The organism is Corynebacterium sp. NML140438 (assembly GCF_001875725.1).
Classification (GTDB): domain Bacteria; phylum Actinomycetota; class Actinomycetes; order Mycobacteriales; family Mycobacteriaceae; genus Corynebacterium.
Map to the genome: position 1 here is coordinate 14,609 of NZ_MLCQ01000004.1, position 15,909 is coordinate 30,517.

The following is a 15,909-nucleotide window of genomic DNA, read 5'->3' on the forward strand; positions in this document are numbered from 1 at the left end:
TATGACTTACGACCTCATTGTTGTTGGATCCGGATTCTTCGGCCTCACCGTGGCAGAGCAGGCCGCGAGCGAGCTGGGTAAACGAGTGCTCGTGGTGGAAAAGCGCAACCACATCGGCGGCAACGCCTACTCCGAAAAGGAGCCGGAAACCGGCATTGAGGTGCACAAATACGGCGCGCACCTGTTCCACACCTCGAACGAGCGCGTGTGGGAATACGTCAACCGCTTCACCTCCTTTACCGACTACCAGCACCGCGTCTTCGCGATGCACAACGGCACCGCCTACCAGTTCCCAATGGGCCTGGGCCTGATCAACCAGTTCTTCGGCAAGTACTACTCGCCGGACAAAGCCCGCAAACTGATCGAGGAGCAGCGCGAGGGCCGCGACCCCGCCGACGCCACCAACCTCGAGGAGCGCGGCATCGCGCTGATCGGCAAGCCGCTGTACGAGGCGTTCGTGAAACACTACACCGCCAAGCAGTGGCAAACCGACCCCACCGAACTGCCACCGGAAATCATCTCCCGCCTGCCAGTTCGCTACACCTTCAACAACCGCTACTTCAACGACAAATACGAAGGCCTGCCCGTCGACGGCTACGCCGCCTGGCTCGAGAACATGGCCGACCACGAACTTATCGACGTCCGCCTCGACACCGACTGGTTCGACATCCGCGACGAATTCGAAGGGATCCCCGTGGTCTACACCGGGCCACTCGACCGCTACTTCGACTATGCCGAAGGCCACCTCGGCTGGCGCACCCTAGACTTCGAACAAGAAGTGCTGGATACCGGCGACTTCCAGGGCACCTCGGTAATGAACTACAACGATGCCGACGTCCCCTACACCCGCATCCACGAGTTCCGTCACTTCCACCCAGAGCGCTCCGAATACCCAACGGACAAGACCGTGATTGTGAAGGAGTACTCCCGCTTCGCCACCGACGACGACGAGGTCTACTACCCAATCAACACCCCCGAAGACCGCGCCAAGCTGCTGAAATACCGCGAACTCGCCGCCGAGGAATCCCGCAAGAACGGCGTCCTGTTCGGCGGCCGCCTGGGTACCTATCAGTACCTGGACATGCACATGGCCATCGGCGCCGCGCTCTCCCTGTTTGATAACCACCTGCGCCCCCACTTCGAAAACGGCGAGCCGCTGGACCAGAAGCGCGGGCACTAGGGGTTCGTTGGGTTTTGGGGTCTGTTTTGTGTGGCTCTTAAGAGACCAGTGACAAAAGACGCAACCTCTGGCGGCTAACCCTTTTCTGACCTGCATGTTTGAACGTCTATATCAAAGGTGGTTGCGTCTTTTGTCACTCTTTCCTTTGTAGGCGCACCAAATTCCCGCGTGAACTTCGCACGACCAGGGGCAACGTTTTAGTGGCCAACCGAAATCCAGGGATTTGGTGCGCATTCGCAGGACTCTCGGTTTTGTAGCAGCCGAGTAGGGGCCGTGACGCGCCGTGACTTAGCTGCCGCGAGGAGTAAGCAACTGTCGGCGTGAAGCGGCAGGGATATTGGGCTGAGCGGTTTGCGTTTGTGCGCTGGGGGGATCCGAATTGACGAGTGAAACCATTTCAAAGTACCGAACGTGCTGGTAGAAGACTATGAGCGGATACCGCTGGTCGCGCTGAGACGCCAGGTCCGGCGGAAGGCAAAAGCCACGCTTACACGTTATTTTCCAGCGGCTGCGCGAGCTTCGCCGCGCGTCGGTTGTTTCAGCAGGTGTTCGCGGGTGCCTGCACGGATAATCTCGAGGATGCAAGCAACCTTGACGGCAAGCTGCACCTCGTAGAGCATGTATGCCTCGACCGGGAGCACGGAATTAAGCATTTGTGCAGCTTGGATAATGACCACTGCGCCAACCAAGAATTTCCAATTCATCTCATAAAACGCGAGCGTCGCCAGGGTGCACACGGTGCCCACCAAGATTGCCTCCGGGGACGGCCATGCATGGGCCGTGAGTAGGCGCCCCGCAGTAAGAATGAGAAAGGCGGCCACGATCGCGCCGGGGATTGAGAGCCTGCTCGTATCTTGGCGGAGCACGAACGCGGGATTGGCCTGTTCTATACGGGAAATGATGAGGACGTAGATCCCTGCGAGCAGCAACCCTGCCGGAAGCGGAATCCAAACGGGCATAAACGATTCTGGGCTGGGGGCCAGGACCGTGGGGATGATGATTGCGATGAGGCCCAGCAGGCCACCAGCGCTGGCAATAATTGAAAACTTCCGGGGCAGCGGCCGCAAAAGCAGTGCCGCTATTCCAAACACCAATGCGGAAAACGGCCCCAAGACGCTGATGATGCTGGCCAGCAGTGTTTCAGGTTCCGGTGCTGCATCTGGGGCATCGAGGAAGTAGTCGAGAAAGATGGCTAGTAACGGAAGGAAATGAAACATGTGGGAGCGCTCCGCGTACTTGTCTTTCATGGGATGGAAACACCTAGCGGCACGGAACCGCTAAGAGATATGCCATAAATGTACGGGACTGCACCTGTACGTGCAGGATGTTGCCAAGAGATTCGGTGGGTGGGCGCGGTACCTTGCGCCCCACCTCGTCTCTTGCTGGTCAGTCTGTAGGTTGCTCAGGTTCCGGAGGCTCAGGGTTATCGTCGAGTGGATACAGTAACCACTGGAGAAAATAGGTGGTAATGATGGGCAAGGCAAATAGTTGCGCGACTGCGTACCACCAACGGATTGTGTCTGGGCTGCGGCCGTAGCGTTCTGCGAGCCCCGCACAGACCCCTGCAATGACACGTCCACGTGATGTCCTGTAGTAAGGCTTACGCATGTTATCCCCTCAGACGAAGTGGCCGGTCGAAATCACTGCGTCAGAGTTTAACGGATGAGTGCCCACGGGATATGGACAACGATCGCGCCCACCTCTGGTGACAGGGAAGCTCAGGGGCACAAAGACCGGTGGTCCTGGAGCTTCACCAAGTTCCAGGGCCACTCATGCCAGGCGACTACGCACCTTCCTCAGCTTAGGACCGCTTGCGTCGGATAAGCACCAAACCTAGTCCGATCAGTGCAAGTGCCAGGGTGACAGTCGCACCCACATTCGCACCGGTACGGGCGAGTGTCGGACGTGGATTGTCCGGGGTCGCCGTTGTGGTCACCGTCGGTGGGGTCGCTGTTGTGGTCACCGTCGGTGGAGTTGCGGTGGTGGTCTTCGTCGTGGTCACCACGGGTGGGGTCACCGTTGTGGTTGACGTCGTGGAGGTGGTCGGTGGCGTCCTTGTCGTGGTCGCCGTTGTAGTCTTCGTCGTCGTTACCGCAGGCGGAGTAGTCGTAGTGATCACAGTCGGTGGGGTAGCCGTGGTGGTCACCGCGGGTGGAGTTGTTGTCACGGCGGGTGGAGTCGTCGTGGTGGTTTCCGTCGTGGTCACCGCGGGAGGGGTTGTTGTCGTCGTTACGACGGGTGGAGTCGTCGTGGTGGTTTCCGTCGTGGTCACCGCGGGAGGGGTTGTTGTCGTCGTTACTGGAGGCGGCGTCACCGTGGTGGTCACCGCAGGCGGAGTCGTCGTAGTCGTCACTGGGGGCGGGGTCGTTGTCGTCGTCACCGTTGTTGTTACTGGTGGCGGGATATGCGTGTTGACGATGGTGAATCCGTCTTTCGCGTTACCGCGAACTGACACGACGAATCCAGCTATGTCCTGCTCTTCAATAAAGTATTGGATTTCGACCTGTTTGCCATCGACGGTCTTCGTCTTCGGCAGGTCGGTGAAGACGTGCGTCCAGTTGTTGTCGGCATTGAGTTCGGCTGGCTGACCGATGTAGAACTTGGCGTCGCCAACTTTTCCAACAAGCCGGACCTTGACTGGGACTTTCTTATCTTCGGCGAGGTCCTTGCCAGCGGTGTCCTTCCACGCCTTGGTTACCTTCACCTGGGTGGTTCCTGGAGTTCCGAAGCTGAGCCTGCCGTTTGAACCGACGCCGGCACCACGCGGCGCCGAGTTCTTCTGGATTATCAGCTTCGCCCAGGACTTCGCGGCTTCTTTTGCTTCAGGGTCGACGATGGTTTTGAGGCCTTCGTTCATAATCGCGTCGCGGTAGTCCGCGTTATCGTCGGATTCCCTCCCTGAGCCGTCGAAGATCTGCTGTTTGCCAGGGTTTTCCGGGGAGAACCGGGAACCGTTCGATGACTGTGACCCGTCCTTGTAGTAGCTTGGTTCACCGCCGCCGAGCATCCGCGGATCGATGCGCAGACCGGCCCTGTTCGCTGACCCATAATTGTCATGCGCAAGGTCATCACCCCAGTGCGGGACCGACGAAACGCGAGGGCTCCGATTATCGAAGATGGCCACGCCGTTCGTAACGTGCGTGATTATGCTGCCCGTTGGGCAAAGCCAAATGCCGCCGCCGAAGGCGACGTGGTTACCGGGGACCACGGTGTTGTCGGCGATGAGGGTGTCCATGAAGTTGCCGGTGTACGACTTCGTTGCGACGTAGACGCCACCACCTTGACCGTCGGCGCCGTTGCTTTCGATCAAACCGGCGTTGAGGTACACAGCGTTGGAGATCACATTGACGCCGCCGCCGGTTCGGGTAGCCCTGTTGTTGGTGATGCTTCCGCCGTTCATGGTGAACCTGGCAGGGGAGATCTTCGTCCACTCTTCCGGCCGGGGTTCGCCGAAGTGCGTCTTTGTCCATTTGCTGCCGTCCGAGTCGATCTCTTTATACGTGCGCGGGTCGCCGTTGATGTACATATCCATGGCGTTCACACCACCGCCATTCGGCGCAAAGTTGCCGTCGATGGTGCCGCCGTTCATGGTGACGTCCGCGTTGCCAAAAATGTTAATGCCACCACCGGAAAAAGCTGCCTTTCCGTTGGAGATGGTGCCGTCGTTGAATTCCAGGGTGGAGCGCGTGTCCGACGTGTCATCGCCGGGCTTCACATTGCTGTCGCTGAGCCAGTGGCTGACATTGATATTTCCGGCCCAACCCGTGTTTTCGGTGAGCGTGCCGCCGTTGATGGTCAGGTGGGCACCGCTGAAGACACCGATGCCGCCTGCTTCGCCATATGCGTAGGGGCTGTAGTTGCATACACCCTTAGAGATTTCACCGCCGTTCATCACCATGGTGGCGCCGTTGGTAAGTGCGACGTTCGCGGCACCGAACTGGCCACCTTCCTTGCGCTGGTTGTCGGTGATTTTTCCGTTGTTGAGTGTGAACTTTGCTTCCGTGCCCTCGACGGTGACCGCGCCCTCGCCGACGCTGCTTATCTTTCGGGCACCCGTGACGGTACCGGCGTTCATCACCAGCTCGCCTTCGACCAAGATGGTCGGGGAGAACGAGCTGCCCTTCACCACGTTCTCGTATTGTGCGCGCGAGTCTATGATGATCCCCTCGCCGTTGCCGGTGCCGTCGGAAAGGGTAAGTTTGCCACCCTTCTCAATGTGGATGAGGCTGCCGGTGAACTCGCCGTCTTCGCGAACGATCTTGGTGTCTGAGCTCCACGGGACAATGTTCGTGTCCACCAGCTCGATGTCTGCGCCTGTCGGGATGACCAAGGTTTTGGTCACGAGTGTTTCGGTTCCGTTGCCGATCTCAATTCGAGTCGGCGTCGTACCTGCTTGGTTGATGAGCGCTTGCAGAGTTTCAGGTTCGCAGTAGAAGATGCGCCCCTCTTCGTAACACTTCTGGACCTGCCGGTCAGGGGCTGCTGGTGGTTCAGCTACCGCAGCTTCGGGGGAGACTAATCCCCCACCCACTGTCAATAGCAGCACGGTAAATAATGTTGCCCACAAAGCCGAAATAGGCGTTGGGTGCTGTCGGCTGTTCACGTTTCTGCCTTTGTTAGGATGCGGGGCCGCCCCAAAAGGACGGCTAGCGAATTATTTGTTTAATTCAATCCTACCTATTAGCAGAAAGTATTCGGTTTTTACTTTGCCGGGGCGACGAACGTCGAAACGAGGTAGCGGTTGATGTCGGAGCGGTTGATGATGCCCACGACCGTTCCATCATCCGCGACAACCGGTGCCTTCTTCAGGTGCTTGTCGGCGAGCACGGAGGAGATGTGGCCCAGGTCGTCGTTGACGTTGACCGTGATGACGGACTTAGTCGCGATGGAGGCAATCGGCCGGTCGAGGACTGCGGTGCCGGAGATCCGCTTGTCGACGAACATGTGGAGAGCCTGACGAATCGTATCGTTCGGGGACAGGGCGTAGATGTCTTCCTGCATGAGCTTCGCCACCAGCGTGTCGGACACAGGGGAGGTGGTCTCCTGAGCAGGCGCGGTCGTGCGGGTGCCGGTCCACCCGAGCACCACCGCGATCAGCGCGAGCACGAACAGGACACCGCCGACGACGAGGAAGCCGCGGTTCTCGGCGGCATCGGCACCGTTGCCGGACGCGACGAATGCGCCGTAAATCCCGGTCGACAGGGCGGTACCGACGCAGCCGGCGATTTGGAAGGACGTCGAAAAGATGGTGACGCCGTGCGGGTTCATCGCGCGTGGCAGCGACGACAGGGAGAAGGACTGCACCGGACCGATCGCCAGCGCCGAACCCAGAATTGCCGACATGTACAGCACGGTGATGATCCACAGCGTGTCCTGGCCCATCGCCCACGACGCGGCTAGGGCGAACACCGCCATCAGTAGCATGCCCAGCGGAAGAATGAGCTTGGCGCCCTTGGCGTCGTAGATCTTGCCGGCCACAGGGCCGAAGACGACCGCCAGCAGGATCGCCGGGAAGAGTACGAGCGACGCCTGCAAGCCCGTGGTGCCCTGCACCGACTGCAGGTGCATCGGGATCAGAATGTTCATGGAGAACACAATGATCAGCGCAACAACGTTAATGATCACGCCTGCAGTGAACGGGAACACCGACAACGGTGTGAGGTTGACGAGGGGGTCGTCGATAGAATTTTGGCGCTTCACAAACAGCACGAGCGCCACGACGCCCACCACTAGCGAAACGACGGCCACCAGCTTCGCCGGGCCAAAGATCGTGGAAATGCCGTAGAGCAGGCCGATCAGCGCGATCGCCACCAGGGTTACCGACGGCACGTCGAGCGTCGCCTTCACGTTGTCGGAGATGTTGTACACCGTAGCCACGCCGACCAGGAACACAATCGCTGACAGAATGGTGAACGCCCAGCACAGGGCGCGCCACGTCGAAAACTCCAAGATCATGCCCGACGCCAAAATAGCCACCGAGGGGCCGAGCGTCGTCATGGCGCCCATCAGGCCCATGAACGTGCCGAGCTTCGGGCGCGGCGCGACGGTCAGCGCGATCATCATGCCGACCGGCACTAACAGGCCCGTGCCGACAGATTGCAGAACGCGGCCAACCAGCAGCGTCGCGAAATTCGGTGCCATCGAGGTGATGACGCCACCAACGATCCACGTCAAGGTCATTGCCAGATACAGCGGCTTCGTGTTGAAGCGGCGGATAAAGAAACCCGCGGTGGGTGTCATGACGGCCGCGCCCAGCATGTATGCCGTGGCGAGCCACTGGACAGTCGAGACGCCAATGTTGAAGTCGGTCATGATGTTGGTGAAGCCGACGTTGAGGAACGTTTCATTAAACGTAGCGATAAACGCAGCAAGCGCCGCCGCAAACATAATGGACAGCGGCCGATTTTCTGCAGCCTGAGCTGCCGAGGATGGAGACGTAGCCATGAAGCCTCTCTCAGTCGAACGGATAGGAATGGCTTCGGTGGCGTTAGCAGATTTACGCGCGGCTCTCCCGGTAGCGGGGCCGCACAACGTGTCTCGTATTCCAGGCCAGGGGCAAGACTGTAGCAGATTTTCGGGGTGGCGGAAAAGAATGCAACGATGCGGCGTGCTCTCCTCGACCCCTTTGAAAAAGTTCCCGCCTCCGGGAATGATTTTGGATTTCTGGTACGGCGACCTGGGGAAACGCAGCGAAATCTAGGCTGATGGGCGGGATCGTTCCCCGAATTGCGGATGAACCGGGAACTTTTTCAAAAGGACAGGACGGCAAACCTCTGTACCATGTGCACATGGAACCTCGAAGCATTCTCCGGACGTACGCGACGGCGATGGTTGTGTGCCTCGCGCTGGCCATCGGCACGCAGATCCTGCTCGGTAGCTCCGTGGACTTCATGACCATGACCATGGTGTGCGGCATCGTGGAAGCAACGACGGTGCTGCTTGCGCTGGGCGGCGCGATTTGGTTCACACAAGCTGCGTGGGGGCGCGGCTACAGAAAGACAATTGTGACGGTGTGGGTAGCCGCGGTGTGCCTGGTGGTCGGGTGGGGGTCGATGGCGGTGGCGCGGTGGGAAGAGTATCGGGCGGAGATGTCACTGCCGATCATCAACCTTTTTATGTTCCTTATCCCCATCGGCCTGGTGGTGCTGTTGAGTGCGGTCCAGTTGGTGCGGCGGCGCTAGCGTTGCGCACCTTTAATAAGGAATACGACGCCCACGATCGCGCAGGCGGCCGCGATGATGGCGCCTGTCGGGCCTGAGATGAACATGGCTGCGAACGCGGAGAGCAAAATTCCTGCCCCGCCAATCAAGAAATCCATAGGTTGCAAGGCTAGTGCATGTCAGTAGACTTCGGTGACCTTGGAGGGGTCGCCGAGGCGCTCGCCGGCGAGTACGAGGCCGAGGAAGCAGAGTGGCACGACGTAGCCGAGCGCAATCCAGAAGGTGTGCAGTCGCGGGCCGCATGCGCGGGCGATGCCGACGCCCACCAGGGTGCCCACGGTGTTCATGAGGAGGTCGTCGATATCTGAATAGCCGAGCGCGAAGAGGTATTGGCCCGTTTCGACGGCCAGGCTCAGCCCGAACCCGAACAGTACTGCCCAGCGGGTGTCCCGGAAGGTAACGTAGGCGAGCACGCCGACGGGGATGAAGAAGGCGATGTTGCCGCCGTAGCCGAAGAGGGGCGCGAACCAGGATTGGGCGTCGTGAAGCTCAGCGAGGGGCAGCAGTGAGAGGCCGCGACGGCGTTGGTTGGCGGGGTCCCAGAGGTACCCGATGCGGAAAAACGCTTTACACATTGTTAACGCAATGACGACGCAGCAGTAGGCGGCGAGTGCTCCGAGGGCTTTGCGGTTCATGGTTGCAACCTAGCACAGTTTCACACCAGTCACAGGGGTAACGGTGGGGGCATGGAAAAGCCATCCTGAACTGCGTAAACAGAAAAGCGAGATAGTGGGTGAAAATAAATGCTTGACTTTCACCCACTAATTCCTTAAAGTGAACAGCAAGTTAACAAACGGTCAACAAAGTAAATGAAACCGAAGGGAGAGTGTCATGAAGTTCCTCAAATACTTGCTCACGTACGATACGCGCACGATCCTTGAGGCGATCGACCGCGCATCGAACTAAAGCAGAGCGAACGCGAACTGGCGGGCACCGACGAGGGGGTTGGTGCCCGCCAGATTTTTATGGGCACCCACATATGAGAGCGCCGAACATGCACCGGCGCCCGCGAACGCACTACGCTTAGGGCGAAACTCTAATTAGGCACCGAAAGTGAGACCTGTGGAAACCACGACTGCAGTAGAAGTCCTTCAGCGAGTGCTGATGCCGAAGAAGGGCGAACCGCACGACGTCCGCATGCTGTACCTCATCGAGGCAGAGCAGAATAAGCAGCGCCTGACGTGGGCGGACCGGACGAGCGTATCCATCCCCGCCGGGGAGGAAGTTTCCTTCGAGACGTACTTCAACGCGTTCCCGGCATCCTATTGGCGGCGCTGGTCGCAGCTGGAAAACGTTGTGCTGGCGATGGAAGTTGAGGGGCAGGCGACTGTCTCCATTTACCGCTCGAAGCACGACGGCAAGCGCATCGCTGTGCAAAACGCTGAGGCCAGCGACGGCGTGCTGGAGGTCGTGCTGCCGCTGCGCAACTTCGAGGACGGCGGCTGGCTGTGGTTCGACGTCACGGCGGAGTCGGACACGACGATCCGCAACGCGGGTTGGTTCTCCGACAAGGAGCCTGAGGCCCAGACGATGCCGGACGGCACCATCACCGGCCCGGAGCCGAAGCAGGTCGCGGTGGGGATCCCGACGTTCAATAGGCCCCGCGACGCCGTCAACGCCCTGCACGCGCTGGCGGAGGACCCGTTCGTGCTCGAATCGATTTCCGATGTGCTGATGCCCGACCAGGGCGACCAGCACCCGTCGGACCTGCCGGACTTCAAGGAGGCGGAGAAGAACCTGCAGGGCAAGCTGCAGATCTTCCGCCAGGGCAACCTGGGTGGTTCGGGCGGTTACGGCCGCATCATGTACGAGGCGCTGCGCACCACGGACGCCCCATATATCCTCTACATGGACGACGACATCGCGATCGAGCCGGATTCGATCCTGCGCGCGGTGCAGGCCGCCCGCTACGCGAAGGCCCCAATCCTGGTCGGTGGCCAGATGCTGAACCTGCAAGACCGGTCGCAGCTGCGGACGACGGGAGAGGCCGTCGATAAGGATGTGTTCATGTTCCGCGCTGCGGAGCACGCGGTGTACGACCACGACTTTGCCAAGTACCCGCTGGGTTACCTCGGCACCGAAGAGGAGGAGATGGACCCGCGCAAGACGACGTCGCGTGCTCTGCACCGCCGCGTCGATGTGGACTACAACGGCTGGTGGATGAACCTCTTCCCGCGCGTCGTTGCGGAGAAGCTCGGCCTGCCGATGCCGCTGTTCATCAAGTGGGACGACAACGAGTACGCCCTGCGCGCGAAGCAGGCCGGATTCCCGACGGTCACATGGCCCGGCGTGGCCATCTGGCACATGGCCTGGGCCGACAAGGACGATGCCATCGACTGGCAGGCGTACTTCCATATGCGTAACCGCCTCATCGTCGCCTCCCTGTACGGCCCGGAAACCCCGGACGCGATGCTGAAGAACATGCTGAAGTCCACCTACAAGCACATCATGTGCATGGAGTACTCCACCATGGCCATCCAGCTGGAGGCCATGAAGGACTTCCTCGTCGGCCCGGACCAGCTGTTCGACATTCTTGAGACCTCGCTGCCGCGCATCCAGAAGATCCGCGCCAACTACGACGACGCCAAGGTCCTCGCCTCCGCAACGGAGCTGCCTGCGCCGACGGGCGCGCCGGGCGTGCCCACCAAGAATATCGGCGGGCGTCTGGCCAAGCTGAAGAAGATCCCGTGGGCGGTCAAGGCGCTGCGCCACCAGTTCACCCAGGAGAACCAGGAGCACTGGGAGGCACCGCAGCTCAACCTCACCGCGGAGGAGGCCCGCTGGTTCACGCTGGCACGCCTCGACTCGGCGACGGTGGCCACGGCCGGAGGTACGGGTGTGGCGTTCCGCAAGCGCAACAAGGCGCTTGCCGACGACCTGCTGCGCGAAACCAAGGCGCTGCAGGAAGAAATCAAGGAGCGCTGGCAGGAGCTACGCCAGCAGTACCAGGCCGCGAAACCGGCGCTGACCAGCGCAGAGAACTGGGGGAAGGTGTTCGATGAGCAAGCGTGAGGCTGATATCCTCGTCGCGATCCAGAACGCGACGTACACCCCGGCAGCCGTCAAGGCGGCCAGGGGCTTGAGCCACTTCGGCGAGCACGACCTCGGCTGGTTGGCCGTCGCGGGGATCGGGGCGGGCGTCGATAAGAAAAGGCGCTCGAAGTGGCTGGCGCTGGGCGTGGGCACCTTCGTGGCGCACGCGGCGAGTGTCGTCGTGAAGCGGATTGTGCGCCGCCCAAGGCCGCACGACCCCCGCGTAAACATTGGCGTGGCCACCCCGTCGAAGCTCTCCTTCCCGAGCTCGCACGCGACGAACACGGGCGCAGCCGCGGTGCACCTGATGGACATCACAGGCAAGAAGTGGCCGCTGCTGCTGGTGCCAGTGATGATGTTCTCCCGCAACCTCCTTGGCGTCCACTACCCGACGGATACTATTGTCGGTGCTTTGCTCGGCGCCGGGTGCGCCAAAGCGACGATCAAGGTGGAAAGGCAGCTGAAGTGAGCAACACGCAACCGCACGAACCCTTTTTGAAGCCGGAACCCCACACCGAAGGCGTCGACTACCAGCAGGTCCGCGTCCCGCCGAAGAACCTTCCCGACGCCATGGTGAAGGGCCTTCGCCCGAAGCAGTGGGTGAAGAACGTCCTGGTGCTGGCCGCTCCGCTGGCCGCGGGGACAGGCGCTTGGACGTCCCACACCGCGCTGGATGTGTTGTTGGCGTTCGTGGTGTTCTGCTTCGGCGCCTCCTCGATTTACCTGGTCAACGACGCCCGTGACGTGGACAGTGACCGCGAGCACCCGACGAAGCGCTTCCGGCCGATCGCCTCGGGCATGCTGCCGATCAACCTGGCCTACGCCATGGCGGTGGTGCTCATCGTCGCCGCGCTTGGCCTTTCTTTCTTAGCGACGGACGGCTTCGCCCTCTCCCTCGTCATCGGCATCTATATTGCGCTGCAGCTGGGCTACTGCTTCGGCTGGAAGCACATCCCGGTCATCGACATCGCGCTGGTGTCTTCCGGGTTTATGCTGCGCACCATGGCCGGTGGTGTGGCGGCGAACATCGAACTGTCGCAATGGTTCTTGCTGGTCGCGGCGTTCGGTTCGCTGTTCATGGCGTCGGGCAAGCGGTATGCGGAGCTGTTGCTGGCGGAGGAGACGGGCGCGAAGATCCGCAAGGCCCTGGAGGGCTACACGGCCACCTACCTGCGCTTCGTGTGGACCTTGTCCGCGACCGCCGTGGTGATGAGCTACGCCCTGTGGGGCTTCCAGCTCTCCAACTCGGTCGAGGGCGCGGCCGCGGTGTGGTATCAGATTTCGATGGTGCCGTTCGTCATCGCGATCCTGCGCTACGCCGCCAAGGTTGACGGTGGTCACGGCGGTGCGCCGGACGAGATTGCCCTGGAGGACCGCGTACTGCAGATGCTGGCCGCGGCCTGGATCCTGTGCATTGTGCTGGCGGTTTACGTGGTGCCAGCGCTGGCTTAGTAACATTGGCGCAATGAAGAATAACGCCCGGGTGTCGCTGCTGCTGTCGTGCGCCATTGCGGGCGTGTTCGCATTTTGGGGTGGGTGGACCAGACGCTGGATGTCTGACGACGGCCTCATCGTCCTGCGCACCGTGCGCAACCTGCTGGCCGGCAACGGCCCAGTCTTCAACGTAGGCGAGCGTGTGGAGGCCAACACCTCCACCCTGTGGCAGTACTTGATCACCGCGTTCGCGATGGTCAGCGACGCCCGCCTGGAAACCATCGCGATGTGGCTCGCGCTGCTGTGCACGGTCGTCGCGGCGGTGCTGGCCACGTACGCTTCGGGTAGGTTCTGGCGCACCTCGGCGGTGATTCCGCTGGGCATCCTGGTCTACTTCGCCCTGCCCCCCGCGCGCGACTTCGCCACCTCCGGCCTTGAGTGGGGCCTGTCCCTGCTGTGGCTGGCGGCGTGGTGGGCGCTGCTCGTCCAGTGGGCGGGCGGTACCGCGCGCCGCGCCGCCCCCGTGGTCGGCTACTGGCTCGCCTTCTGGTGCGGACTGTCCTGGCTGGTCCGCCCCGAGCTGGCGCTCTACGGCGGCCTGACCGGCCTGGTGCTCCTGGTGTACTCACCGCGCAAGACGCTCGGCATCCTGGCGGCCGCGCTGCCCGTGCCGGCCGCCTACCAGATCTTCCGCATGGGCTACTACGGGCTGCTCACCCCGCACACCGCGGTAGCCAAGTCCGCCTCCGGCAGCGAGTGGGGCCAAGGCGCCAAGTACGCCTGGGACTTCATCGGGCCGTACGCGCTCTACCTGCCGCTCCTGCTGGTCATCGCGGTGCTCCTCATCTCTTTACGACGCCTCCTCGTCAACGGACGCCGCGCCGCCATCGTCGCGCTCGTCGTGGGGTGCGCGCTGATCCACATCCTGTACGTGTTGCGCGTCGGCGGCGACTTCATGCACGGACGCATGTGGCTGCTGCCGCTGTTCGCGCTGCTGCTTCCTGTGATGGCCGCGCCACTGACGCGCCTCAACGCGGTGGTTGCGCTGGTGCTGGTGGTGTGGGCGTCGATAATTGTGGTGCGTGCCCACCCGCTCGACGAGGACATCCACAGCAGGACGGCGAAAGAATTGGGCATCGTCGACGAGCGCGAATTCTGGACCATGGCCGTCAACCGCGAACCAGACAACCCGCCGCACTACGCCGAAGACTTCCTGACCTCGAAGCTCATGACGAACTACGCCGACGCCGTCATCGATGCCCGCGACGCTGGTGCTGCGCAGATCGCACCAGGACTTATCAGCCGCGACCCGGAGCTCTACTCCTGGTACCCGCGCCCGCGTGTCCCTGACGCCGACAGTGACCTACAGGCGTACCCGTTGTCGCTCTACCTGATCAACCTCGGCATGACCAGCATGAACGCGCCGCTCGACGTCCGCGTCCTCGACACCGTCGGCCTCGCAACACCGCTCGCGGCCCGTATGCCGCGCGACCCCGAAGGGCGCGTCGGACACGACAAGCAGCTCGCCGCCGAATGGCAAGCCGCGGACACGGCCGTCGACCTCTCGAAGCTGCCCGAGTGGATCGACCAAGACGAAGCGCGCCGAGCCCGCGCCGCACTCCGTAGCCCCGAAATAGCTGAGCTGCTCGCTACCTCCCGCGAACCGATGAGCCGCGAACGCTTCTGGAAGAACATCAAATACTCGCTGGGCAACGGCCGAACCCTCCAGCTTTCCGACGACCCCTCCGCCTATCTCGGCTACCTCACAGAGGACGAACAGGCACGACTCAGTCAAGGCGAGGATTTGGGTATCCACAGTGGTGCCCGTGTAGTTTGGTAACAAACTGCTGAGAAAGGGTAACGCTGTATGAAAAACCGCCACGGACTGATAAGCCTTGTGGTAGCGCTCCTGACCGCACTTTCAATGATCGTCGCCGCACCCCAAGCACAAGCCGCGAACCGCGACTGGCTGCGCCCCGACTCCACCGGGACCTGCGAATGGGACCGCGTCGGCTACTGGGTACAACGCTGCACCGTCTGGTCGCCAGCGATGAACCGCCACATCACCGTCCAGATCCAGCCGGCGCAGCGTGGTGGCAACGCCGGCCTCTACATGCTCGACGGCCTTCGCGCCACTGAGCAAACCAACGCCTGGGTTCAAGACGTGAACGCTGCCCGCACCTTCGTCAACCACAACATCACCCTCGTGATGCCGGTCGGCGGCCAGTCCTCCTTCTACACCGACTGGAACGCGCCAGCCACCTACAACTTCAACAGCCCCGTCACCTACAAGTGGGACACTTTCCTGTCCAAGGAACTGCCCCCATACCTGCAGCGGCACTTCGGCGTCTCCCCGACGAACAACTCCATCCTCGGCCTATCCATGGGTGGCACCGCTGCGATCAACCTCGCGGCACTGCATCCTCAGCAGTTCCGGCAGACGCTGTCCTACTCGGGCTACCTCACCACCACCATCCCCGGCGCCCAGACCGCGCTGCGCCTCGCACTGCTCGATGGCGGCCTCTACAACCTCAACGCCATGTGGGGCTCTATCTTTGATCCCCGCCGCTACGAGAACGACCCATTCCTGAACATGGGCAACCTCCGCGGCCGCGATGTCTACGTCTCTGCCGGAAGCGGCACGCCATCCGCCCGCGACGATCGCTACCTGCCACAACACAAGGCCTCTGGCATCGCGCTCGAGATGGTGTCGAACTTCACCACCAAGCTGTGGAGCGCCAAGGCCACTGTCACCGGTGTCAAGCACACCGCCGTGTTTACGCCTGTCGGCCTGCACAACTGGGAGCAGTTCGGCCAGCAGCTCGAGTACACGAAGCCACGCATCTTGGACGTGATGAACGCCTGGTAGTTCCCAGCCCTTGCACTTCTTGGCTCCCGCGCACCAAATTCCTTGATTTCCCTTAGTGCCAGGGTGGTTGTGAACGTTAATCCGTAGGAGGTTTTGTTCATGACCGATCCACAGTTACCTGAGTTGGTGCCGTCAGCGTTGACGTCACCACCGGCCGTTGAAACCCCGGTGAT

General features: G+C 61.5%; 13 protein-coding genes. 7 read left to right on the top strand and 6 right to left on the bottom strand.

All coding sequences use genetic code 11. From position 1 onward, the window contains the following. Nucleotide 1 precedes the first annotated feature (1 nt). Nucleotides 2-1,180 (top strand): UDP-galactopyranose mutase, encoded by a 1,179-nt coding sequence (gene glf, locus BJP08_RS00885; protein ID WP_071567794.1) that lies wholly within the window; start codon nt 2-4, stop codon nt 1,178-1,180. Between the two features lie 494 nt (nt 1,181-1,674). Here glf and BJP08_RS00890 read toward each other — a convergent pair whose 3' ends face one another. The 4 genes from BJP08_RS00890 to BJP08_RS00905 form a co-directional block, all read right to left on the bottom strand. Further along, nucleotides 1,675-2,427, bottom strand: a complete 753-nt coding sequence (locus tag BJP08_RS00890) for a hypothetical protein (protein WP_071567797.1) — start codon at nt 2,425-2,427, stop codon at nt 1,675-1,677. Between the two features lie 139 nt (nt 2,428-2,566). Continuing rightward, nucleotides 2,567-2,788 carry a PspC domain-containing protein gene (locus BJP08_RS00895; protein ID WP_071567799.1) on the bottom strand — a complete coding sequence of 74 codons (222 nt, stop codon included), beginning with the start codon at nt 2,786-2,788 and terminating at the stop codon, nt 2,567-2,569. A 193-nt stretch (nt 2,789-2,981) separates the two neighbouring features. After that, nucleotides 2,982-5,726, bottom strand: a complete 2,745-nt coding sequence (locus BJP08_RS00900; RefSeq protein WP_218160218.1) for a Cna B-type domain-containing protein — start codon at nt 5,724-5,726, stop codon at nt 2,982-2,984. Between the two features lie 155 nt (nt 5,727-5,881). Further along, nucleotides 5,882-7,624 (bottom strand): MFS transporter, encoded by a 1,743-nt coding sequence (locus BJP08_RS00905; RefSeq protein ID WP_071567801.1) that lies wholly within the window; start codon nt 7,622-7,624, stop codon nt 5,882-5,884. Between the two features lie 344 nt (nt 7,625-7,968). Here BJP08_RS00905 and BJP08_RS00910 point away from each other — a divergent pair, with 344 nt between their 5' ends. After that, entirely contained in the window at nt 7,969-8,361 is a 393-nt protein-coding gene (locus BJP08_RS00910) for a hypothetical protein (protein WP_143109963.1), read from the top strand. Here the strand turns inward: BJP08_RS00910 and BJP08_RS11540 are convergent. Both BJP08_RS11540 and BJP08_RS00915 read right to left on the bottom strand, forming a co-directional pair. Next, entirely contained in the window at nt 8,358-8,498 is a 141-nt protein-coding gene (locus BJP08_RS11540) for a hypothetical protein (protein WP_177221692.1), read from the bottom strand. The genes BJP08_RS00910 and BJP08_RS11540 overlap by 4 nt on opposite strands. A 21-nt stretch (nt 8,499-8,519) precedes the next feature. Further along, nucleotides 8,520-9,035: a VanZ family protein gene (locus tag BJP08_RS00915; RefSeq protein ID WP_071567805.1), complete on the bottom strand. Its 516-nt coding sequence runs from the start codon at nt 9,033-9,035 to the stop codon at nt 8,520-8,522. Nucleotides 9,036-9,462: 427 nt separating this feature from the next. On the opposite strand from BJP08_RS00915, the gene BJP08_RS00920 reads away from it, so the two are divergent. The 5 genes from BJP08_RS00920 to BJP08_RS00940 are packed head-to-tail and all read left to right on the top strand — an operon-like array spanning nt 9,463 to nt 15,736. After that, nucleotides 9,463-11,412: a glycosyltransferase gene (locus BJP08_RS00920; protein ID WP_255364710.1), complete on the top strand. Its 1,950-nt coding sequence runs from the start codon at nt 9,463-9,465 to the stop codon at nt 11,410-11,412. After that, nucleotides 11,399-11,902 (top strand): phosphatase PAP2 family protein, encoded by a 504-nt coding sequence (locus BJP08_RS00925; RefSeq protein ID WP_071567807.1) that lies wholly within the window; start codon nt 11,399-11,401, stop codon nt 11,900-11,902. Before BJP08_RS00920 ends, BJP08_RS00925 begins: the two co-directional genes overlap by 14 nt. Next, complete coding sequence (locus BJP08_RS00930; protein ID WP_071567809.1) at nt 11,899-12,885, top strand: decaprenyl-phosphate phosphoribosyltransferase; 987 nt, start codon at nt 11,899-11,901, stop codon at nt 12,883-12,885. The genes BJP08_RS00925 and BJP08_RS00930 overlap by 4 nt, the downstream gene beginning before the upstream one ends. Nucleotides 12,886-12,898: 13 nt before the next feature. Further along, nucleotides 12,899-14,707 carry a hypothetical protein gene (locus BJP08_RS00935; RefSeq protein WP_071567811.1) on the top strand — a complete coding sequence of 603 codons (1,809 nt, stop codon included), beginning with the start codon at nt 12,899-12,901 and terminating at the stop codon, nt 14,705-14,707. A gap of 27 nt (nt 14,708-14,734) precedes the next feature. After that, the gene (locus BJP08_RS00940) at nt 14,735-15,736 is read left to right on the top strand and encodes an alpha/beta hydrolase family protein (RefSeq protein ID WP_071567812.1); all 1,002 of its coding nucleotides are present in this window, start codon (nt 14,735-14,737) and stop codon (nt 15,734-15,736) included. Nucleotides 15,737-15,909: the final 173 nt, after the last annotated feature.